This window comes from Nocardioides sp. CCNWLW239 (genome assembly GCF_037137035.1).
GTDB lineage: Bacteria > Actinomycetota > Actinomycetes > Propionibacteriales > Nocardioidaceae > Nocardioides.
The window spans coordinates 148,675-170,551 of sequence record NZ_JBBBNW010000005.1; the positions used below are offsets into that span (position 1 = coordinate 148,675).

Genomic DNA, 21,877 nt, shown 5'->3' on the forward strand with positions numbered 1-21,877 from the left:
CGTAGAGGAGTCATCGCATGTCCGCCAGCCACGGCAACACCCCGGCAGCCTGGATCGCAGTCGCGGTCGGCCTCCTCGGCTTCCTCATCGGCAGCGTCGCCATGATGCTCGACCCGATCAGCTGGTTCATCTTCTGGGTCGGCGTGGCCGTGACCGTCGTCGGTGGCCTGCTCTTCATCGTGCTCGCCAAGCTCGGCTTCAACGTCGAGTCACACTGAGCCTGTGAGACAGCGAGGCCCCCGGCGGATCCGCCGGGGGCCTCGCTGATGTGGTGAGCGTCGCTCAGTAGGTGGTGGTGCTGCCGGAGATGTCCACAGCGCCGGTGGCGTACAGGATGATCCACAGGATCGTCACGGCGATCGAGATGATCCCGAGGATGAACCCTGCGGTCGCCATGCCGCGTCCGCCGATGGCTCCACCGGACGCGTCGATCTCGCCCTGGGCCTGCTTGCCGAGGATCAGCGCCGGAATCCCGGTGAAGATGCCGCAGCAGATGAGGCTGAGGATCCCGAGGATCATGGCCCACAACGCCTTCTTGCTGTTTCCGGCCGGCTGGCCGGGTGCCGGTGCACCGTACTGCGGCGGTGGCGGCGGCGGAGTTCCGTAGCTCATGTGTCTGACCTCCAAAGTCAGGCGAGTTGGGTTGAGATGGGAGAAACTTAACGTTTCCCGCCCGCACTGTGGCGCCAAATCGGGCGTGTCACGGTTCGGGTGAGAGGCTTTGCACGTGGGTCATACCCGGAAACGAGAGGTTTAAACATGTCGGTGCTCGACAAGATCATCGACGGCGTACGTCTGGACCTGGCGCAACGCCAGGCGACGGTGTCGGAGGCGGACCTGCGGGCCCGGCTGGCCGACGTCGAGACGCCGCGCGACCCGATGCCGCACTTCCGCGCGGCCGGGAGCAGCGTGATCGCCGAGGTGAAGCGGAAGAGCCCCTCCAAGGGCGCGCTGGCCGACATCCCCGACCCGGCCGAGCTGGCCCAGAAGTACGCCGCCGGCGGCGCCGCCGCGATCTCGGTGCTCACCGAGGAGCGCCGCTTCGGTGGCTCGCTGGCCGACCTCGCCGCGGTCCGGGCAGCCGTCGAGACGCCGATCCTGCGCAAGGACTTCATCGTCGAGCCGTATCAGGTGCTGGAGACCCGGGCCGCCGGTGCCGACCTGGCGCTGCTGATCGTGGCCGCGCTCGACGACGAGACCCTGCGCCGCCTCTACGACCAGGCGCGCGAGCTGGGCCTGACCGTGCTGGTCGAGACCCACGACGAGGCCGAGGTCGCCCGGGCGGTCGACCTCGGCGCCGAGCTGATCGGTGTCAACGCCCGCAACCTGAAGACCCTCGAGATCGACCAGGACGTCTTCGGCCGGCTCGCCCCGCTCATCCCCGAGGACCGGGTGAAGGTCGCCGAGTCCGGCATCTTCACCGCCACCGACGTGAAGCGCCATGTCTCCGAGGGGGCCCGTGCGGTCCTCGTCGGCGAGGCGCTGGTCAAGCATGGCGACCCGCAAGGCACGGTCGCCGAGTTCACAGGAGTACGCGCATGACGACGCACATCCACGAGAAGACCTCCTACGACGCCGACGAGCTCGGCTGGTTCGGCGGCGAGGCCGAGGGTTTCGGCGGCCGCTTCATGCCGGAGGCGCTGATGAAGGCGCTCATCGAGCTCGACGAGGCCTGGCAGCAGGCCAAGGCGGACCCGGAGTTCGTGGAGGAGTTCGACGCGATCCTGCGTGACTACGCCAACCTGCCGAGCCCGCTCTACCACGCGACCCGGCTCTCCGAGCAGCTCGGCGTCCGCATTCTCCTCAAGCGCGAGGACCTCAACCACACCGGCGCCCACAAGATCCGCAACGTGCTCGGCCAGGCGCTGCTCACCAAGCGGATGGGCAAGACCCGGGTGATCGCCGAGACCGGCGCCGGCCAGCACGGCGTGGCCTCCGCGACCGCGGCGGCCTACTTCGGCCTCGACTGCACCATCTACATGGGCAAGGTCGACACCGACCGTCAGGCGCTCAACGTGGCCCGGATGCGGCTGCTCGGTGCCGAGGTCGTGCCGGTGCCTTCCGGCAGCGGCACCCTCAAGGACGCCATCAACGAGGCGCTGCGTGACTGGGTCGCGACCGTCGACCACACCGCCTACCTGTTCGGCACCGCCGCCGGCCCCCACCCGTTCCCGACGCTGGTCCGCGACATCGTGCGCGGCATCGGTGACGAGGCCCGGGCACAGGCGATCGAGCAGTTCGGGGGCCTCCCGGACGCGGTCGTCGCCGCGGTCGGCGGCGGCTCCAACGCCATCGGCCTCTTCACCGCCTTCCTCGATGACGAGGACGTCGAGATCCACGGCTTCGAGGCCGGAGGAGACGGCTTCGAGACCGGCCGCCACGCCGCCACCATCCAGGCCAACGACCCGGGCGTGCTCCACGGCGCCCGCACCTACGTGCTCCAGGACGAGGACGGTCAGACCATCGAGTCCCACTCGATCTCCGCCGGTCTCGACTACCCGGGCGTCGGACCGCAGCACGCCTGGCTGGCCAAGTCCGGCCGGGCGAGCTACACGAGCATCACCGACAAGGAGGCGATGGACGCCTTCGCGCTGCTCTCGCGCGCCGAGGGCATCATCCCGGCGATCGAGTCCGCGCACGCGATCGCGGGCGCCATCAAGATCGCCCCGGAGGTCCGTGAGCGACACGGTGAGAACGCCACCATCCTGATCAACCTGTCGGGCCGCGGCGACAAGGACATGGGCACCGCGATCGAATACTTCGGGCTGGGCGATGCCACCCGCGAGAGCGAGCAGGGAGAAGCACAGTGAGCACGTCGGCCGCCTTCGAGAAGGCGAAGAACGAGAACCGCGCCGCCCTGGTCGGCTACCTCCCGGCGGGCTTTCCGACCGTGGAGGGCTCGATCGACGCGCTGACCACGATGGTCGAGGCCGGCTGCGACATCATCGAGATCGGCCTGCCCTATTCCGACCCGGTCATGGACGGCCCCACGATCCAGGACGCCGTGCAGCAGGCCCTCGACGGCGGCGTACGTGTCGACGACGTGTTCCGCGTGGTCGAGGCCGTGGCGGCGACCGGGGTGCCGACCCTGGTGATGACCAGCTGGAACCCGATCGAGCGCCGCGGGGTGGACCGCTTCGCCCAGCAGCTGCAGGACGCCGGCGGCGCGGGCCTGATCACGCCCGACATCACTCCGGACTTCGCGCCGGAGTGGATCGAGGCCGCCGACGCCCGCGACCTCGACAAGGTCTTCCTGGTCGCGCCGAGCAGCACCGACGAGCGGATCGAGATGACCACGGCCCAGTGCCGCGGCTTCGTCTACGCCACCGCGGTCATGGGCGTCACCGGCGCCCGCGCGAAGACCTCCGACCTGGCCGCCCCGCTCGTCGCCCGGACGAAGAAGCTCAGCCCCGCAGGGGCCGACCTGCCCGTCGGGGTAGGACTCGGGGTCAGCAACGGCGCCCAGGCGGCGGAGATGGCGGCGTACGCCGACGGCGTCATCGTCGGCTCCGCCTTCGTGCGTACGCTGCTGGACAACCGCTCCGACGAGCAGGCGGCGCTCAAGGCGCTGGCGACCCTGACCGAGGACCTGGCAGCGGGAGTCCGTGCGCGTTGAGGTTCGTCGTACTGTCCGTCCTGCTCGCCCTTGTCGGCCTCCTCAGCGGCTGCGGCGCGGCCGGCACCGGCCAGAAGCCGGCTTCGGCGATGACCGGGGAGGAGCACACCCCCTACCAGCTCGCCGACGTCGCCCTGACCGACACTGCCGGGAAGCCGTTCTCGATCGCCACCGACGCGGACAAGCCGCTGACCCTGGTCTTCTACGGCTACACGCAGTGCCCGGACGAGTGCCCGCTGGTGATGTCGAGCCTGACCTCGGCGCTGACCCGACTCGACCCGGCTGAGCGCAAGCAGGTCGACGTCGTCTTCGTGACCACCGATCCGGCGCGGGACACGACGACGGTGCTCGAGAAATACCTCGACCGCTACGACGAGGACTTCATCGGTCTCACCGGCGACCTGAAGGACATCGTCACCGTGGCCGAGTCGATGCGGCTCTACGTGGGCGAGGCCGACCGGCTACCGAGCGGGGGCTACGATCTCGGGGTCCACGACACCCACGTCTCCGCCGTGTCCGGGGGAGAGGCGAGCGTCGTGTGGTCGATGAACACCTCGCCGAAGCAGTTCGCCGACGACATCCGCCACCTTCTTCAGGAAGAAAACGCCGCATGATGCTCCCGATGTCCATCCCCAGCCCGGCCGAAGGCGTGCTCTGGCTCGGGCCGGTCCCGTTGCGTGGCTACGCCTTCGCGATCATCCTCGGCATCGTCGTCGCCGTCTGGGTCTCGATGCGACGCTGGAAGGCGCGAGGCGGCAACCCCGACGACATCATGGACATCGCTCTGTGGGCGGTGCCGTTCGGGCTGATCGGCGGCCGGATCTACCACGTCATGACCGACTGGCAGCTCTACTTCGGCGACGGTGCCAACCCGGTCGAGGCGCTCTACATCTGGCGCGGCGGGCTCGGCGTGTGGGGTGCGATCGCGCTCGGCGCCGTCGGCGCGATCATCGGCGCGAAGACCAAGGGCATCAAGATCATCCCGCTGCTGGACACCATCGCTCCGACCTGCCTGCTCGCGATGGGCATCGGCCGTTGGGGCAACTGGTTCAACCAGGAGCTCTACGGCAGGCCCACCGACCTGCCCTGGGGCCTGGAGATCGACCCCTCCCGCTATCCCGAAGGACCCGGCCAGTTCCCGGCCGGCACCACGTTCCACCCGACGTTCCTCTACGAGTTCTGCTGGGACATCCTCGCCTTCTTCGTCATCGTCTACCTGCAGAAGAAGCTCCGCCTCGGCGGTGGCCGCGTGGTCGCGCTCTACGTGATGGCCTACTGCCTGGGCCGCGGCATGATCGAGACCCTGCGCATCGACAACGTGCAGCTGGCCGACGTGCTCGGCCTGCGCTGGAGCGAGTGGATGTCGATCATCCTCTTCCTGCTCGCCGCTGCGTGGTGGGTCTTCGCGACCCTCACCGGCCGGGGTAACCTCGAGGAGGAGGTCTACAGCGATCCTGCCAAGGCCCCGGCGCACGACTCCGAGGACTCCGACGACGTCACCGTCGACGCGGACGACAACGGCACCGACGACGAGGAATCCTCGACAAAGGCCTGATCAGGCGCAGATCCTGGGCGCAAGGAAGCGCTCCGCGGGAGGGTGTCCACCCTGCGACCCTCGTTCGCAACCCACGCGTGACACAGTGGTAACCTAGCCGCACTCGCGCGGGCCAACGCTGTCCCCTGCAGATTGCCAGTTTCATCCCCGCAAGGGCGCGCGCACCTGTCGCAGACTTTCCCCACTCCGGACCCGGTTCGATGCAGAGCCGGAAATCCGGGGTTATCGGGCTGCGTCGGTCGGTGCGCGTCCGAGCCCGGACAGACGGGAGATCACAGTGCCGTACGAGCACTCGTATCCATCCCCCCAGGGCCTCTACGACCCTCGGTTCGAGAAGGACGCCTGCGGCGTCGCCATGGTTGCGACGCTGACCGGCGTGGCGAGCCACGACATCGTGAAGCAGGGCATCCGTGCTCTGGTCAACCTCGACCACCGCGGCGCCGCCGGTGCCGAGACCAACTCTGGCGACGGCGCCGGGATCCTGCTGCAGGTCCCGGACGCCTTCTTGCGTGAGGTCGTCGACTTCGACCTTCCGGCCGAGCGCGCCTATGCGGTCGGCACCGCGTTCCTCCCGGGCGACGCCGACCAGGTCGAGCGCACCGTGAAGCTGGTCGAGGAGATCGCGACCGAGGAGGGCCTCGAGGTCCTCGGCTGGCGTGACGTACCGGTCAACCCGGACTCCCTCGGCGCCACCGCGAAGGCGGTCATGCCGACCTTCCGTCAGCTCTTCGTGGCCGGCGGCAAGCAGCGGGTGACGGGCCTGGCCCTGGAGCGGCTCGCGTTCTGCCTGCGCAAGCGGGCCGAGAAGGAGACCGACGTCTACTTCCCGTCGCTGTCGAGCCGCACCCTGGTCTACAAGGGCATGCTCACCACGCCCCAGCTGGCCGAGGTGTTCCCCGACCTGGCCGACGAGCGGGTCGCCTCCGCGATCGCCGTCGTCCACAGCCGGTTCTCCACCAACACCTTCCCGAGCTGGCCGCTGAGCCACCCGTTCCGGTTCATCGCCCACAACGGCGAGATCAACACCGTGATGGGCAACCGCAACTGGATGAAGGCGCGCGAGGCGCTGCTCGAGTCCGACCTGATCCCCGGCGACCTCGAGCGGCTCTTCCCGATCTGCACCGAGGGCGCCTCCGACTCGGCCTCCTTCGACGAGGTGCTCGAGCTGCTCCACCTGGCCGGCCGCAGCCTGCCGCACGCCATGCTGATGATGATCCCGGAGGCGTGGGAGAAGCACGAGGAGATGGACCCCGCCCGCAAGGCGTTCTACGAGTTCCACTCGAGCCTGATGGAGCCCTGGGACGGCCCGGCGAGCGTCGTGTTCACCGACGGCACCCAGATCGGCGCGGTCCTCGACCGCAACGGCCTGCGCCCCTCCCGCTACTGGGTCACCGAGGACGGCCTGGTCGTGCTCGGCTCCGAGGCCGGCGTGCTCGACGACATCGACCCCGCCACCGTGGTCCGCAAGGGCCGGGTCCAGCCGGGCAAGATGTTCCTGGTCGACACCGCCGAGCACCGCATCATCGAGGACGACGAGATCAAGTCCGAGCTCGCCGCCGAGCACCCCTACGACGAGTGGCTCCACGCCGGTCTCGTACGCCTCGAGGACATCCCCGAGCGCGAGCACATCATCCACACCCACGCCTCGGTGACCCGCCGCCAGCAGGTCTTCGGCTACACCGAGGAAGAGCTGCGCATCCTGCTCGCGCCGATGGCGAACACCGGCGCCGAGCCGATCGGCTCCATGGGCACCGACAGCCCCATCGCGGCGCTGAGCGACAAGCCGCGGATGCTGTTCGACTACTTCGCCCAGCTCTTCGCACAGGTCACCAACCCGCCGCTGGACGCGATCCGTGAGGAGCTCGTCACCAGCCTCAACGGCACCATCGGCGCCGAGTCCAACCTGCTCAACCCCGGCCCGGCCTCGTGCCGCCAGATCGTGCTGCCGTTCCCGGTCATCTCCAACGACGACCTGGCCAAGATCCGGCACATCAACCGCGACGGCGACATGCCGGGCTTCGCGGTCCACATCGTCCGCGGCCTCTACGAGGTCGACGGCGGCGCGGAGGCGCTCCGCAACCGCCTGGACGAGATCGCCGCCGAGGTCTCGCAGGCGATCGAGGACGGTGCCCGCATCATCGTCCTCTCCGACCGCCACGCCACCCAGGAGATGGCGCCGATCCCGTCGCTGCTCCTCACCGGTGCCGTCCACCACCACCTGGTCCGCGAGCGCACCCGCTCGCAGGTCGGTCTGCTGGTCGAGGCCGGCGACGTACGCGAGGTCCACCACGTCGCCCTGCTGATCGGCTACGGCGCCGCGGCGGTCAACCCCTACCTGGCGATCGAGTCCGTCGAGGACCTCGCCTACGAGGGCTACTTCGTCAAGGCCGACGCCGAGAAGGCCATGGCCAACACCATCAAGGCGCTCGGCAAGGGCGTCCTCAAGGTGATGTCGAAGATCGGCGTCTCCACGGTCGCGTCCTACACCGGCGCACAGATCTTCGAGGCCGTCGGCCTCTCGCAGGAGGTCGTGGACCGCTACTTCACCGGCACCACCTCCAAGCTCGGTGGCGTCGGCCTCGACGTGATCGCCGAGGAGGTCGCGAAGCGGCACGCCACCGCCTACCCGCGCGACGGCGTCGCCAACGCCCACCGCACGCTGCCGATCGGTGGCGAATACCAGTGGCGCCGCGAGGGTGAGCCGCACCTGTTCGACCCGGAGACGGTCTTCCGGCTCCAGCACGCCACCCGCACCGGCCGCTACGACGTCTTCAAGCAATACACCGACCGCGTCAACGAGCAGTCCGAGCGGCTGATGACGCTGCGCGGGCTCTTCAAGCTCAAGAGCGCCGAGGAGCTGGGCCGCCAGAAGATCTCGATCGACGAGGTCGAGCCGGTGGAGGCGATCGTCAAGCGCTTCTCGACCGGCGCGATGTCGTACGGCTCGATCTCCCAGGAGGCCCACGAGACGCTCGCCATCGCGATGAACATCCTCGGTGGCAAGTCCAACACCGGCGAGGGCGGCGAGGACCCGGAGCGTCTCTACGACCCCGAGCGTCGTTCGTCGATCAAGCAGGTGGCCTCGGGGCGCTTCGGTGTCACGAGCGAATACCTGACGAACGCCGACGACATCCAGATCAAGATGGCTCAGGGTGCCAAGCCCGGCGAGGGCGGTCAGCTGCCCGGCCACAAGGTCTACCCGTGGGTGGCCAAGACGCGTCACTCCACTCCGGGCGTGGGTCTCATCTCCCCGCCCCCGCACCACGACATCTACTCCATCGAGGACCTGGCTCAGCTGATCCACGACCTCAAGAACGCCAACCCGAGCGCTCGCGTCCACGTGAAGCTCGTGGCCGAGGTCGGCGTCGGCACCGTCGCCGCGGGTGTCTCCAAGGCCCACGCCGACGTGGTCCTGATCTCCGGTCACGACGGCGGCACCGGTGCCTCCCCGCTGACGAGCCTCAAGCACGCCGGCGGCCCCTGGGAGCTCGGCCTCGCCGAGGCGCAGCAGACGCTGCTCCTCAACGGCCTGCGCGACCGGATCGTGGTGCAGACCGACGGCCAGCTCAAGACCGGCCGCGACGTCGTCATCGCCGCGCTGCTCGGTGCCGAGGAGTTCGGCTTCGCCACCGCGCCGCTGGTCGTCTCCGGCTGCGTGATGATGCGGGTCTGCCACCTCGACACCTGCCCGGTCGGTGTCGCCACCCAGAACCCGGTCCTGCGCGAGCGATTCACCGGCAAGGCGGAGTACGTCGTCAACTTCATGCGCTACATCGCCGAAGAGGTCCGCGAGCTCCTCGCCGAGCTCGGCTTCCGGAGCATCGACGAGGCCGTCGGCCACGCCGAGGCGCTCGACGCCCGCGACGCGATCGACCACTGGAAGGCGTCCGGGCTCGACCTGTCGCCGATCTTCACCCGCGTGGAGTCCCCGGCGCAGTTCGCCGATCAGGCGCTCTACAACGTCAAGGGTCAGGACCACGGCCTGGAGAAGTCCCTCGACGTGACCGAGCTGCTCCCGCTCGCGGCTCCGGCCCTCGAGCGCGGCGAGCCCGTGCGCGCTCAGCTGCCGATCCGCAACGTCAACCGCACCGTCGGCACGATCCTCGGGCACGAGATCACCAAGCGCTACCGTGGCGCGGGTCTGCCCGAGGGCACGATCGACATCACCTTCACCGGCTCCGCCGGGCAGTCCTTCGGCGCGTTCATCCCGAGCGGCCTGACGCTGCGCCTGGAGGGCGACGCCAACGACTACGTCGGCAAGGGTCTCTCCGGTGGCCGGGTGGTCATCCGCCCGGAGCGTACGGCCGGGTTCCGGGCCGAGGACCACATCATCGCCGGCAACACGCTGGCCTACGGCGCCACCAGCGGGCGGATCCACATCCGCGGTGGCGTGGGGGAGCGGGCCGCGGTCCGCAACTCCGGCGCCAGCATCGTCACCGAAGGTGTCGGCGACCACGGCTGCGAATACATGACCGGAGGTCGTGTCGTCGTGCTCGGTCCGACCGGGCGCAACTTCGCCGCCGGCATGTCCGGCGGCATCGCCTGGGTCCTCGACTTCGCACAACAGCGGCTCAACGGTGAGCTGGTCGAGGCCACCGGTGTCGAAGAGAAGTACGCCGCCGAGCTCGAGCAGCTCGTCCGCGACCACCTCGAGGAGACCGGCTCGGCCGTCGCCGAGGCGCTCCTGGCCGACTGGCCGAACGCTCTGACCCGCTTCACGCAGGTCATGCCCAGTGACTACAAGCGCGTGCTCGAAGCCCAGGAAGAGGCCCTTGAGGAGGGCCTCGACGAGGACGAGGCAGCGCAGCGGATTATGGAGGTCCTCCATGGCTGACCCCAAGGGCTTTTTGAAGAACGGGCGTGAGGTCGCGACCCGTCGTCCCGTCGAGGAGCGGGTCAAGGACTGGCACGAGGTCTACCCGGGCAAGATCGGCAAGACCCTGCTCCCGATCATCAACACCCAGGCCTCGCGCTGCATGGACTGCGGCATCCCGTTCTGCCACCAGGGCTGCCCGCTCGGCAACATCATCCCCGAGTGGAACGACCTGGTCTGGCGCAACGACTGGGAGGGCGCCTCGGAGCGTCTGCACGCGACCAACAACTTCCCCGAGTTCACCGGTCGCCTCTGCCCGGCTCCGTGCGAGTCCGCCTGCGTGCTGGGCATCAACCAGCCGGCGGTGACGATCAAGAACATCGAGGTCTCGATCATCGACAAGGCCTGGGACGCGGGCCACGTCAAGCCGCAGCCGCCCGAGTGGCTCTCCGGCAAGGCGGTCGCCGTCATCGGGTCCGGACCCGCGGGCCTGGCCGCCGCTCAGCAGCTCACTCGCTCGGGCCACACCGTGGCCGTCTACGAGCGGGCCGACAAGATCGGTGGACTGCTGCGCTACGGGATCCCCGAGTTCAAGATGGAGAAGTCGCAGGTCGACCAGCGTCTGGCGCAGATGCGCCGCGAGGGCACGGTCTTCCGTCCCGGCGTCGACGTCGGCACCGACATCACCGGCGCGCAGCTCCAGGACCGCTACGACGCCATCGTGCTGGCCAACGGCTCGACCGTGGGCCGCGACCTGCCGGTCCCCGGGCGTGAGCTGAAGGGGATCCACCAGGCGATGGAATACCTGCCCCAGTCCAACCGCGCCTCGCTCGGCGAGGCCGTCGAGGACCAGATCCTGGCCGAGGGCAAGCACGTCGTCATCATCGGTGGCGGCGACACCGGTGCCGACTGCCTCGGCACCGCGATCCGCCAGGGTGCGGAGTCGATCACCCAGCTGGAGATCATGCCGCGGCCGCCGGAGGAGCGTCCCGATGCTCAGCCGTGGCCGACCTACCCGATGACCTACCGGGTCGCCTCCGCGCACGAGGAGGGTGGCGAGCGCGTCTACGCCGTCTCCACCAAGGAGTTCCTCGGCACCGAGGACGGCCACGTACGCGCCCTCAGGCTCGTCGAGGTCGAGTTCATCGACGGCAAGCTGACCGAGAAGGAGGGGACCGAGAAGGAGATCCCCGCCGACCTGGTCCTGCTGGCGATGGGCTTCATCGGCCCGGAGAAGGACGGTCTCCTCACCCAGCTGGGTGTCGAGTACGACGCGCGCGGCAACGTCGCCCGTGACGACTCCTTCGCCACCTCCGTCCCCGGCGTGTACGTCGCCGGCGACGCTGGTCGCGGGCAGTCGCTCATCGTGTGGGCGATCGCCGAGGGCCGTGCCGCCGCGGCCGCGGTCGACACCTTCCTCACCGGCTCGACCACCCTGCCGGCGCCGATCCGCCCGACGGACCGGCAGCTGATGGTCTGAGGCCGGCTGGCAGACAGCCAGGCCGATACATCGAGGCACAACGGCGTGCCGACCACTGGCCCGGCACCTCCCTCGCGGAGGTGCCGGGCCAGTCGGGTCTCAGCCAGTGGATCGTAGGATCCGACGAGGTTCGTACACACATGTGGCGAGGAGTTTGTGACACCTCTCCATTGACCCGGCGCTCTGGCATGAATGCTCGATGAACCTCGGAAAAGGGACGCCTCGCGGGTGCTGGTTTGAACGTTCCAGAGGGGTAGTCTGGGCTCCCGTGAGAAGAGCGAAGATCGTCTGCACCCTGGGACCGGCCGTCGGGACGGAGCGTCGCATCCGCGAGCTCGTCTACGCAGGCATGGACGTGGCCCGGATGAACATGAGCCATGGGTCCCACGACGACCACTCCAGCAATTACGCGCTGGTGCGGGAGGCGGCTGCGGCGAGCGGGCACAGCGTCGGCATCTTCGCCGACCTGCAAGGGCCCAAGATCCGCCTCGAACGCTTCGCGGAGGGCTCGGCGACCCTCCACCGGGGGCAGGCGTGGACCATCACCACCCGGGACGTCTCCGGCGACGACAAGATCTGCGGGACGACCTACAAGGGCCTTCCGGGTGACGTGAAGGTCGGCGACCCGATCCTCATCGACGACGGCAAGCTGCGGCTGCGGGTCACCGCGGTCGACGACACCGATGTCCACACCGAGGTGCTGGTCGGAGGTCCGGTCTCCAACAACAAGGGCATCAACCTGCCCGGTGTCGCCGTCTCCGTCCCGGCCCTGTCCGAGAAGGACGAGGAGGACCTCAGGTTCGCGCTCAGGCTCGGCGTCGACATGATCGCGCTCAGCTTCGTGCGCAACGCGAAGGACTACGAGGACGTCCGCAAGATCATGGACGAGGAGGGACGTGTCGTCCCGGTCATCGCCAAGATCGAGAAGCCGCAGGCGATCGACAACCTCGACGAGGTCATCGCGGCCTTCGACATGTTCATGGTCGCCCGTGGTGACCTCGGTGTGGAGTGCCCGCTCGAGGAGGTGCCGTTCCTGCAGAAGCGGATCATCGAGCTGGCCCGCCTCAACGCCAAGCCGGTCATCGTCGCCACCCAGATGCTCGACTCGATGATCTCCAACCCCGCGCCCACCCGGGCCGAGGCCAACGACGTCGCCAACGCGGTCCTCGACGGCGCCGACGCGGTGATGCTCTCGGCCGAGACGAGCGTGGGTGACTATCCGATCCACACCGTGGAGACCATGGCGCGCATCATCGCCGCCACCGAGCGTCACGCCTTCTCCCGCGACGGCTCCGCCGCCGCAGAGCTCAGCCGCATCGACTGGGACCCGCACACCCGCTCCGGCGTGATCGCCAAGGCCGCCGCGGAGGTCGCCGACCGTGTCGGCGCGAAGTATCTGGTGGCCTTCACCACCTCCGGCGACTCCGCCCGCCGCCTCTCCCGGCTGCGCGGCTCGATCCCGCTGCTCGCCTTCACCCCCTCCGACGCCGTACGCAGCCAGCTCGCGCTCAGCTGGGGCACCGAGACCTTCCGCACCGACGAGGTCGAGCACACCGACGAGATGGTCCGCCAGGTCGACGAGAACCTGCTCAAGCTCGGCCGTGTCGAGGAAGGCGAGTTCGTCGTCATCATCGCCGGCTCGCCTCCCGGCATCCCCGGCTCCACCAACGCCCTGCGGATCCACCGCATCGGCGACGCGATCAACGAGGTCGCGCCCGCCTACGAGCGCAAAGGCTAGGTCTTCGGGCCGATCAGTGCGTCGAGCGCCGCGACCGCGTCGCGGCGCGAGACGCTGATCGTCTTCCAGGAGGACTGGCGCCACGGGATGCCGACCAGGTCGAGCGCCCAGGTGCACAGGTCGCGGATGTCGTCGGAATGATTGACGAACTGCCAGCGTCCGTAGTCATAGCGCTTCTTCTGACCGCCTACGACGCGGGTCGCCCAGTTGTTCACGCGACATCCGTCGGAGTGGAAGAGCCCGCGTAGCAGAGGGCCGGGATGGGTCGACACGATCTTCTGCTGCCACGGCTCCAGGGTGATGCGGCGGGTGTGCTTGCGGCCTGGTCCGTGCTGCGGGAAGAGACAGGTCAGGTGCTGCCAGTTCAACTGAAGGTCGACGCAGCCGGACTTCTTGACGGTGAATACCTTCCCGCCTGGCCTGATCCGGCCGAGCAGGTCGACCACGTCGTCGATGATCCCGGGGTGGGCGAGGTCGCACGTGATGCGGAGGAAGGAGTAGCGCGCTGCTCTCGCGATGTAGCCGTCGCCGAGGTAGAAGCCGAGTAGCGCTGCGTACGCTTCCTCGTCGATCGGAAGGTCGTCGCACCGTGGGCAGGTGCCAGGTCCGGTGCCGGGCTCGCCGTCTCGCCACTCACGGATCGTCGAGCGGGCAACGCCCGTTGCGCGCGCCGCGGCGGACAGCGACTCGCCCCGATGAAGGAGCGCGAGTGCTTCGGCGCGGACCCGGGCTGCGTACATGCCCGCAGTCTGCGCTCGAGCACCGACATTTTCGTGGAACGTACGGACGAATTCTGTGCCCCGGGTCGGATTCGAACCGACACTGTATGTGGTTTGAGCACATCGTCTCTGCCGTTGGACTACCGGGGCGTGGCGGCCGGTCAAAACCTACATGAGTGTAGAGGGCAAGATCACGTCGGGACGGGCGTGACGATGCCCTAGTCTGTGCTCGTGACGGAGAGCAACCCCAACAGCACCCCGGAGACCCAGGCCCGACGTACGGTCGTCATCGCCGAGGACGAGGTCCTGATCCGGATGGACCTCAAGGAGATGCTCACCGAGGAGGGCTACCACGTCGTCGGTGAGGCCGGTGACGGCAAGGCCGCGATCGAGCTCGCCACCGAGCACCGACCCGACCTGGTGATCCTGGATGTGAAGATGCCGGTGCTCGACGGGATCGCGGCGGCAGAGGCGATCGCGCGCGACCGCATCGCCCCGGTCGTGATGCTGACCGCGTTCTCGCAGCGCGATCTGGTCGAACGCGCCCGCGACGCCGGTGCGATGGCCTACCTCGTCAAGCCGTTCAACATCTCCGACCTGGTGCCCGCGATCGAGCTCGCGGTGAGCCGCTTCCAAGAGCTGGCCCAGCTCGAGAAGGAGGTCGCCGGTCTGACCGACCGGCTGGAGACCCGCAAGGCGGTCGACCGGGCCAAGGGGATCCTGCAGGAGGGGCTCACCCTGAGCGAGCCCGAGGCGTTCCGGTGGATCCAGAAGACTGCGATGGACCTGCGGCTCTCGATGCGACAGGTCGCTGAGGGCGTCATCGAGCACGGCGTCAGCGGCCCGCAGGCCTGACTCGTCGCGCCGCCCCGTCGCTGGGTCGTGTAAACGTCACATCACAGATCGGTTGCGGTCTTCGCGGAGTCGCCAGACCCATATCCTTCCCGATCAAAGTCTGCCTAGACTGCCCCGGCGGATCCGGCTGACCAGCAACCCCACAGCTGGTGTCAGGGTCCGTCCTAGGACACACAGGTAGGAGTACCCACGTGCGCAAGCGGCTCTACAGAGTCCTGGTCGCGCTCATCGGTGCGCTGATGGTGCTGATGGTAGGAACCCCGGGAGCCGCACAGGCGACCGAGACCCCACCGCCAGACGCCACCGCGATCCAGGTGACGCTGCAGGACGAGGCCAACAAGGATGCCCAAGGCAATCCGAAGCCGATCGAGGGAGTGACCCTCGAGGTCACCAAGGACGGCGAGAAGGCCGGCGAAGGCGTCACCGACGCCAAGGGTGTGGCGATCATCGAGGTCGAGGAGCTCGGCAAGTACGTCGTGACCCTCGACGAGAAGACGCTCCCGTCGGGGACGGTCCTCGACGAGAACACCAAGAACGAGGCCACCGTCCAGGTGCGCTTCCAGGGCCCCAACAACCGGGCCATCTTCCCGATCGGGGTCACCGCCGGCGAACAGTCGAACTTCGGCAAGGACCTCGCCCAGAACCTGCGCGCGGGCATCGTGTTCGCCCTGGTCCTGTGTCTTGCCGCTCTCGGGTTCTCGCTGATCTTCGGCACCACCGGCCTGTCCAACTTCGCCCACGGTGAGCTGCTCACCTTCGGTGCGCTGATGGCCTGGACCTTCGACCAGCTCTTCAAGACCGGTGGTCTGGCCACGGTCTCGGTGATCCTCGCGGGCATCATCGCGGTCGTGCTCGGCGGCGTCGGCGGCTACGTGCAGGACAAGGTGCTGTGGGGTCCGCTGCGGCGACGCGGGACCGGTCTGATCGCGATGATGATCGTCTCCATCGGTCTCTCGATCTTCCTGCGTTACCTCTTCCAGTACTTCTACACCTCCTCGACGAGGTCGGTGTCGCAGTACTCCGGTCAGCAGCGCGAAACGCACTGGTACTACCTCGGTCTCGCGTTCGCCGACCGGGAGGCGATCACCGTCCTGATCTCGATCGTCACGATCACCGCGGTCTGCGTGTGGCTGGCGAAGAGCCGGATGGGCAAGGCGATGCGTGCGGTCTCCGACAACCCGGCGCTCGCCGCGTCCTCAGGTCTGCGAGTCGACGGCGTCATCACCAACGCCTGGGTGATCGGTGCTGCGCTGACGGCGCTCTCCGGTGTGCTCTACGCGCTCACGCTGCAGGTCAACGTCTTCATGGGGATGCGCATCCTCCTGGTCATCTTCGCCGCGGTCACCCTCGGCGGCCTCGGCACGATCTGGGGATCGCTGGTCGGCTCCTTGGTGATCGGGCTCGTTTACGAGCTCGGGCCGCTGTTCGGCGTACCCACGTCGATCAAGGAGGTCGGCCCGCTGCTGATCATGATCGTGATCTTGCTGGTGCGGCCCCAGGGCATCCTGGGTCGTAAAGAGCGGCTCGGGTAGGAGAGACCATGGATATTCTCGACATTCTCCGGGCAGCGCTGCAGCAGGCGCTGGGCCCCCAGGCGATCGTCTTCGTCCTGGCCGCCATCGGCCTCAACATCCATTTCGGCTACACCGGGCTGCTGAACTTCGGCCAGGCCGGATTCGTCGCCGCGGGTGCGTACGGCATGGCCGTCACGGTGGTCACCTTCGACGCGCCGTTCTGGCTCGGCCTCGTGATGGCGATCGTCGCCCCGCTCGTGCTGGCGGTGATCCTCGGTGTACCGACCCTGCGGCTGCGCGCCGACTACCTGGCCATCGTCACCATCGCCGCCGCGGAGGTGCTGCGGTTCATCTTCGGCGCGGTGGAGACCAAGGACACCTTCGGTGGGTCCAACGGCCTCAACGGCTACGCCAAGCCGTTCCAGGAGGCCAACCCGTTCAGCAGCGGGCTCGACCTGGGCATCGTCTCGTTCGGGCGCAACGACCTGTGGTCGCTGACCGTCGGCTGGGCTCTGGTCGCGCTGTGCTGCCTGCTGGTGTGGGCGCTCATGCGCAGCCCGTGGGGCCGCGTGCTCCGCTCGATCCGCGAGGACGAGGATGCGGTCCGCTCGCTGGGCAAGAACGTCTTCGCCTACAAGATGCAGGCGCTGGCGCTCGGTGGCGTCATCGGTGGCCTGGGCGGGGCGTTCCTGGCGCTCAAGCAGGCGTCCGTCGTCCCCAGCGACTACTCGACGCTGATGACCTTCTACGCCTTCGCGGCGCTGCTCCTCGGTGGAGCCGGCCGGGTGATGGGTCCGGTCATCGGTGCGTTCGTGTTCTGGTTCCTGATCGCGGGTCTGGGCTCGTTCTTCAGCCAGTCGGCCGGTGACGGCGGCTGGATCCCGACGGTGATCATGTCCGACACCCAGGCCAGCCTGATCCGCTACATCATGCTGGGTCTGGCCATCATGCTGCTGATGATCTTCCGACCTCAGGGGATCATCGGCGACCGTAGGGAGATCGCGATCGATGGACGCTGACATGACTGATCAGACCAACACGGAGACAACCCGTACGGGACCTGCGGGCCTCGTCGGCGTGGACACCGAGCCGGGTGCCAAGAAGCCCGACCCGATCCTGGTCGCGGACAAGATCACACGTACGTTCGGCGGGCTCACCGCCGTCGACGTCGACCACGTCGAGATCCAGCGGGGCGCGATCACCGCCCTGATCGGGCCGAACGGTGCCGGCAAGACGACGTTCTTCAACCTGTTGACCGGCTTCGACCAGCCGAACAGCGGTTCGTGGAGCCTGGAGGGCAAGTCGCTCAAGGGCGTCGCTCCCTACAAGGTCGCCCGTCTCGGGATGGTGCGCACCTTCCAGCTCACCAAGGTGCTGGCCAAGCTCACCGTCATCGAGAACATGCGTCTGGGCGCCACCGGCCAGAAGGGCGAGCGGTTCTGGGCTGCGCCGTTCAAGTTCCTGTGGGGCAAGCAGGAGGACGAGGTCACCGCGAAGGCGGACGAGCTGCTCGCCCGGTTCCTGCTCGACAAGAAGCGCGAGGACTTCGCGGGATCCCTCTCGGGTGGCCAGCGCAAGCTGCTGGAGATGGCTCGCGCGCTCATGGTCGACCCCGAGCTGGTCATGCTCGACGAGCCGATGGCGGGTGTGAACCCGGCCCTGAAGCAGTCTCTGCTCGGCCACGTGAAGTCGCTGCGTGACGAGGGCCGGACGGTCCTCTTCGTCGAGCACGACATGGACATGGTCCGTGACATCTCCGACTGGGTCATCGTGATGGCACAGGGGAAGATCGTCGCCGAGGGCACCCCGGAGTCGGTCATGGCCGACCAGCGGGTCATCGACGCCTATCTCGGGGCTCACCACGACACCGATCTGACCGAGCTCGACGAAGAGCGGCTCGAGGCCGAGGTCGAGGCCGAGATCGCCCACGAGGAGGACTCGAAGTGACATCCACCGATGCGGACAAGTTCCGCGAGGCACACCTGGCCGAGGCCGAGGGTGCGGTGCTCCGTGCCGACGGTCTGGTCGCCGGCTATCTCCCCGGTGTCAACATCCTCAACGACACCGACCTCTACTGCCAGCCCGGCGAGCTGGTCGGCATCATCGGCCCCAACGGTGCCGGCAAGTCCACGCTGCTGAAGGCGCTGTTCGGGCTGGTGAAGATCCACGAGGGTTCCGTGCGTCTCAATGGCGAGGACATCACCGGCAAACGGGCCGACGAGCTGGTCAGCCGCGGGATCGGTTTCGTCCCGCAGACCAACAACGTCTTCCCGAGCCTGACCATCGAGGAGAACCTTCAGATGGGCTGCTACCAGGCCCCGAAGAAGTTCACCGAGCGGTTCGACTTCGTCACCGGGATCTTCCCGGCCCTCGGCGAGCGCCGCAAGCAGCGGGCAGGCGGTCTTTCCGGCGGTGAGCGTCAGATGGTCGCGATGGGCCGGGCCCTGATGATGGAGCCGTCGGTCCTGCTGCTGGACGAGCCCTCCGCGGGACTCTCGCCGGTGATGCAGGACGAGGTCTTCGTCCAGACCCGCAAGATCAACAAGGCCGGTGTCTCGGTCGTGATGGTCGAGCAGAATGCCCGCCGGTGCCTGCAGATCTGCGACCGCGGCTACGTGCTCGACCAGGGCCGCAACGCCTACACGGGTGCTGGACGTGACCTGGCCGATGACCCGAAGGTGATCGAGCTCTACCTCGGCACCTTGGGTGCCAAGGAGGATTGAGTCCGTACGTCCTGAGATGGCCAGTGCCCCGGAGCAGCTGCTCCGGGGCACTTGCCGTCGGTCGTGCTCAGGCCACTGTGTGCGAGCGACGCTGGGAGCGGCGGGCGGCGAGCAGCTCGCCGACGGCGCTGGACTGCTTCGGGCTGCGGGACAGACGGGCGTGGTGGGGGAGCGCTCGGCCGAGGACGTTGAGCCGGGAGCGTACGACGGCGGTCGGCGCCACCCGCATGACCGCCTGAGCTCCGAGGCCCAGCCGGGCGAGGAACCGGTTGCCGTCGCGGCCGCCGGCGGACGCCGCTGCCGCGATCGTCCTGATCCCACGCTCCTCGGCGAAGCCGACGGCCGACTCCATCAGCATCCGGCCCACGCCGCGGCGGCGGAAGCTGGGAACGACGTGGGGGGCGAAGATCTGCACCGTCGGCTCCAGGTTGAGCGGACCGAAGGTCGTGGCACGTACGTAGACAGCGCCGACCGGCTCGCTGCCGCACTCGGCGACCAGCAGGCGTTGGTCGGCTGAGGACTCGGCGTCGCGGATGATGGTCTCCAGATCGCCCAGCTGCTCCTGGGAGTCGGCCATCCGCAGCGAGTCCTGCCAGATGCCCAGGAGGAAGAGCGCATCATCGGCTCGTGCCTCCCGCACCGTCACCGGCACCCTGCTCATCGAGTCGGTCCTCCATGGGCGCCGTGCGTACAGATCATCACAATTCCTCCACGATCGTGCCTGTTCCTGGCGGGAATCGGGTTCCCCGAGTGATCATGGGTCACCACGGCCCCGATGATACGGAGCCGATCATGGCGGCAACCCATGCAATGGTGCCATGGGGGAGATGTAACGGATTGGTGAAAAGAAATGTCCCTCGGGTGATTCACCTGCCGACCGTCTCTAATGTTTCTCCGCAAGGTCCGACGTGAGCCGGGCCGGCCCATACGAAAGAGGGACTACAGCAGTGAACTCATCATCCTCTACCTGGGTGAAGCTGACCGCAGGCGCCGGCGCCTTGGCACTCAGCTTCACCCTCGCCGCCTGCGGCGGCGAGACCGCATCCGAGGAGCCGGAGAAGAAGGCTGCCGCCAAGGGCGACGGCACTCTCACCATCGGGCAGCTCCTCCCGCAGACCGGCAGCCTCGCGTTCCTCGGCCCGCCCGAGTTCGCCGGCGTCAAGCTGGCGATCCAGGACATCAACGCCGCGGGCGGCGTGCTCGGCAAGGACGTCGTTCCGGTCCTCGCCGACTCCGGTGACACCACCTCCGCGATCGCTCCGACCGAGGCGGACAAGCTCCTCTCCGCCAAGTCCGACGTCATCATCGGCACTGCGTCCTCGGGCGTGTCGATGACCGTGATCGACAAGATCATGTCGGCCGGCACGGTGATGTTCTCGCCGGCCAACACCTCGACCGAGTTCGACGAGGGCGACTACTCCAAGCCCGACCTCTACTTCCGCACGGCTCCGTCCGACATCCTGCAGGGTGCCGTCATGGCCAACCTGCTGCTCGAGGACAAGCGCACCAACGTGGCGATCCTGGCCCGCCAGGACGCCTACGGTGAGACGCTGGCCGAGGAGGTCAAGGCCAACCTCGAGGGCGCCGGATCCAAGGTCGCGACCACGGCGTTCTACTCCGAGGACGCTTCCTCCTACAGCGCTCAGATCAACGAGATCGCCGGCTCGGGCGCCGACGCGGTCGTCGTGATCGCCTTCGAGGAGACCAAGAAGCTGATCCCTCAGCTGATCTCCGCGGGCGTGGGCCCGGCGAAGCTGCCGACCTACTTCGTCGACGGCAACCTGTCGGACTACTCCGCTGACTTCGGCAAGGGCGAGCTCACGGGCGTCAAGGGCACCCTTCCGGGCGCCGAGACCGCCGGCGACTTCAAGGAGCAGCTGCTCAAGGTCGACCCGAAGCTGAAGGACTACTCCTACTCGGCCGAGTCCTACGACGCCACGATCGTCTCTGCACTGGCGGCGATCAAGGCCGAGAGCGACGCCGGTGAGGCCATCGCCGAGGAGATCGTCGACATCACCTCCGGTGGTGAGAAGTGCGAGACGTACACCGACTGCGTCAAGCTCCTCGAGGACGGCAAGGACATCGACTACGACGGCAAGTCCGGCCCGATCGAGCTCGGCGAGACCGGTAGCCCGACGGCGGCGTCCATCGGTATCTACCAGTACAACGACAAGGGCACCTACGCCCCGGTCAAGTTCATCGCTGGCGAAGTCTGAGCCTGTGACCCTGCGGCGAAGTCGCAGGGTCACACGCGAAGAGATCGAGCGAGCGTGCGGCTGAGCCTGCGAAGCCGCAACTGCGTGTCGAGATCCGGTCTCTGAGCAAGCCCGACCACGAAGTGCCCCGGAGCCACACAGCTTCGGGGCACTTCGCTGCGTACGTCCGCTACTTCGCGAACCGCTCCCCGTCGACGAGCGCGCAGGTGATCCGCGAGGTGCAGACCCGCTTGCCGCGCTCGTCGGTGATCACGACCTCGTAGGACGCCGAGGTGCGCCCGAGATGGATCGCGGTCGCGGTGCCGGTGACGATGCCCGAGGTGGCCGAGCGATGGTGGGTGGCGTTGATGTCGACGCCGACCGCGATCTTGCCCATGGTCGCGGCGTGCATGCCGGACCCGGTCGAGCCGAGCGTCTCGGCGAGCGCGATCGAGGCGCCGCCGTGGAGCAGGCCGTAGGGCTGGGTGTTTCCTTCGACCGGCATGGTCCCGACGACCTTGTCGGCCGAGATCTCGAGGATCTTGACACCCATCTTGTCGTTGAGTCCGCCCATGCCGTGGGGGAGCGAGGCGAAGAATGCCTCACCTGCAGTCTGGTCAGCGGTCGATGCATCCGTCATAGATGCATGTTCGCACGTACGCGATCGCG

At 68.1% G+C, this 21,877-nt stretch carries 19 protein-coding genes and 1 tRNA gene; 15 read left to right on the forward strand and 5 right to left on the reverse strand.

Annotated elements, in window-relative coordinates; genetic code table 11:
* The first annotated feature begins 17 nt into the window (after nucleotides 1-17).
* On the forward strand, nucleotides 18-218 hold the full coding sequence (locus WBG06_RS19840; RefSeq protein ID WP_292644314.1) for an HGxxPAAW family protein: 201 nt from the start codon (nucleotides 18-20) through the stop codon (nucleotides 216-218).
* A gap of 64 nt (nucleotides 219-282) precedes the next feature.
* Here WBG06_RS19840 and WBG06_RS19845 read toward each other — a convergent pair whose 3' ends face one another.
* Nucleotides 283-612 carry a DUF4190 domain-containing protein gene (locus tag WBG06_RS19845; RefSeq protein WP_336738690.1) on the reverse strand — a complete coding sequence of 110 codons (330 nt, stop codon included), beginning with the start codon at nucleotides 610-612 and terminating at the stop codon, nucleotides 283-285.
* A 147-nt stretch (nucleotides 613-759) separates the two neighbouring features.
* On the opposite strand from WBG06_RS19845, the gene trpC reads away from it, so the two are divergent.
* The 8 genes from trpC to pyk all read left to right on the forward strand — a co-directional run bounded on the left by trpC (nucleotide 760) and on the right by pyk (nucleotide 13,202).
* Nucleotides 760-1,542 (forward strand): indole-3-glycerol phosphate synthase TrpC, encoded by a 783-nt coding sequence (trpC, locus tag WBG06_RS19850; RefSeq protein ID WP_336738691.1) that lies wholly within the window; start codon nucleotides 760-762, stop codon nucleotides 1,540-1,542.
* Nucleotides 1,539-2,810 carry a tryptophan synthase subunit beta gene (trpB, locus tag WBG06_RS19855; protein WP_336738692.1) on the forward strand — a complete coding sequence of 424 codons (1,272 nt, stop codon included), beginning with the start codon at nucleotides 1,539-1,541 and terminating at the stop codon, nucleotides 2,808-2,810. Before trpC ends, trpB begins: the two co-directional genes overlap by 4 nt.
* Entirely contained in the window at nucleotides 2,807-3,616 is an 810-nt protein-coding gene (gene trpA, locus WBG06_RS19860; protein WP_336738693.1) for a tryptophan synthase subunit alpha, read from the forward strand. The genes trpB and trpA overlap by 4 nt, the downstream gene beginning before the upstream one ends.
* Complete coding sequence (locus tag WBG06_RS19865; protein WP_336738694.1) at nucleotides 3,613-4,230, forward strand: SCO family protein; 618 nt, start codon at nucleotides 3,613-3,615, stop codon at nucleotides 4,228-4,230. The genes trpA and WBG06_RS19865 overlap by 4 nt, the downstream gene beginning before the upstream one ends.
* Before the next feature lie 8 nt (nucleotides 4,231-4,238).
* On the forward strand, nucleotides 4,239-5,171 hold the full coding sequence (gene lgt, locus WBG06_RS19870) for a prolipoprotein diacylglyceryl transferase (protein WP_336738695.1): 933 nt from the start codon (nucleotides 4,239-4,241) through the stop codon (nucleotides 5,169-5,171).
* Between the two features lie 355 nt (nucleotides 5,172-5,526).
* Entirely contained in the window at nucleotides 5,527-10,005 is a 4,479-nt protein-coding gene (gene gltB / locus WBG06_RS19875) for a glutamate synthase large subunit (protein ID WP_442945488.1), read from the forward strand.
* Nucleotides 9,998-11,464, forward strand: coding sequence for a glutamate synthase subunit beta (locus tag WBG06_RS19880; protein WP_336738697.1), 1,467 nt, complete (start codon nucleotides 9,998-10,000; stop codon nucleotides 11,462-11,464). The genes gltB and WBG06_RS19880 overlap by 8 nt, the downstream gene beginning before the upstream one ends.
* A gap of 268 nt (nucleotides 11,465-11,732) precedes the next feature.
* Nucleotides 11,733-13,202, forward strand: a complete 1,470-nt coding sequence (pyk, locus tag WBG06_RS19885; RefSeq protein ID WP_336738698.1) for a pyruvate kinase — start codon at nucleotides 11,733-11,735, stop codon at nucleotides 13,200-13,202.
* On the opposite strand, the gene WBG06_RS19890 is transcribed toward pyk, so the two are convergent.
* Complete coding sequence (locus WBG06_RS19890; protein WP_336738699.1) at nucleotides 13,199-13,942, reverse strand: helix-turn-helix domain-containing protein; 744 nt, start codon at nucleotides 13,940-13,942, stop codon at nucleotides 13,199-13,201. The two genes, pyk and WBG06_RS19890, sit on opposite strands and share 4 nt — an antisense overlap.
* A 56-nt stretch (nucleotides 13,943-13,998) precedes the next feature.
* A tRNA-Leu gene (locus WBG06_RS19895) sits at nucleotides 13,999-14,071 on the reverse strand.
* 75 nt (nucleotides 14,072-14,146) lie between these two features.
* On the opposite strand from WBG06_RS19895, the gene WBG06_RS19900 reads away from it, so the two are divergent.
* From WBG06_RS19900 to WBG06_RS19920, 5 genes are all read left to right on the forward strand, one after another.
* Nucleotides 14,147-14,776 carry an ANTAR domain-containing response regulator gene (locus WBG06_RS19900; RefSeq protein WP_336738700.1) on the forward strand — a complete coding sequence of 210 codons (630 nt, stop codon included), beginning with the start codon at nucleotides 14,147-14,149 and terminating at the stop codon, nucleotides 14,774-14,776.
* A 191-nt stretch (nucleotides 14,777-14,967) separates the two neighbouring features.
* Nucleotides 14,968-16,308 carry an ABC transporter permease subunit gene (locus tag WBG06_RS19905; protein WP_336738701.1) on the forward strand — a complete coding sequence of 447 codons (1,341 nt, stop codon included), beginning with the start codon at nucleotides 14,968-14,970 and terminating at the stop codon, nucleotides 16,306-16,308.
* A gap of 8 nt (nucleotides 16,309-16,316) precedes the next feature.
* Nucleotides 16,317-17,309, forward strand: coding sequence for a branched-chain amino acid ABC transporter permease (locus WBG06_RS19910; RefSeq protein WP_336738702.1), 993 nt, complete (start codon nucleotides 16,317-16,319; stop codon nucleotides 17,307-17,309).
* A 1-nt stretch (nucleotide 17,310) separates the two neighbouring features.
* A complete protein-coding gene (locus tag WBG06_RS19915; protein WP_336738703.1) occupies nucleotides 17,311-18,237 on the forward strand; it encodes an ABC transporter ATP-binding protein in 927 nt (308 codons plus the stop codon).
* Complete coding sequence (locus tag WBG06_RS19920; RefSeq protein ID WP_336738704.1) at nucleotides 18,234-19,013, forward strand: ABC transporter ATP-binding protein; 780 nt, start codon at nucleotides 18,234-18,236, stop codon at nucleotides 19,011-19,013. The genes WBG06_RS19915 and WBG06_RS19920 overlap by 4 nt, the downstream gene beginning before the upstream one ends.
* A 67-nt stretch (nucleotides 19,014-19,080) precedes the next feature.
* Here the strand turns inward: WBG06_RS19920 and WBG06_RS19925 are convergent, their stop codons facing one another.
* Nucleotides 19,081-19,674, reverse strand: a complete 594-nt coding sequence (locus WBG06_RS19925) for a GNAT family N-acetyltransferase (protein WP_336738705.1) — start codon at nucleotides 19,672-19,674, stop codon at nucleotides 19,081-19,083.
* A 310-nt stretch (nucleotides 19,675-19,984) separates the two neighbouring features.
* On the opposite strand from WBG06_RS19925, the gene WBG06_RS19930 reads away from it, so the two are divergent.
* Nucleotides 19,985-21,229 carry an ABC transporter substrate-binding protein gene (locus tag WBG06_RS19930; RefSeq protein ID WP_336738706.1) on the forward strand — a complete coding sequence of 415 codons (1,245 nt, stop codon included), beginning with the start codon at nucleotides 19,985-19,987 and terminating at the stop codon, nucleotides 21,227-21,229.
* Nucleotides 21,230-21,398: 169 nt separating this feature from the next.
* Here WBG06_RS19930 and WBG06_RS19935 read toward each other — a convergent pair whose 3' ends face one another.
* A complete protein-coding gene (locus WBG06_RS19935; protein WP_336738707.1) occupies nucleotides 21,399-21,848 on the reverse strand; it encodes a hotdog fold thioesterase in 450 nt (149 codons plus the stop codon).
* Nucleotides 21,849-21,877 lie beyond the last annotated feature (29 nt).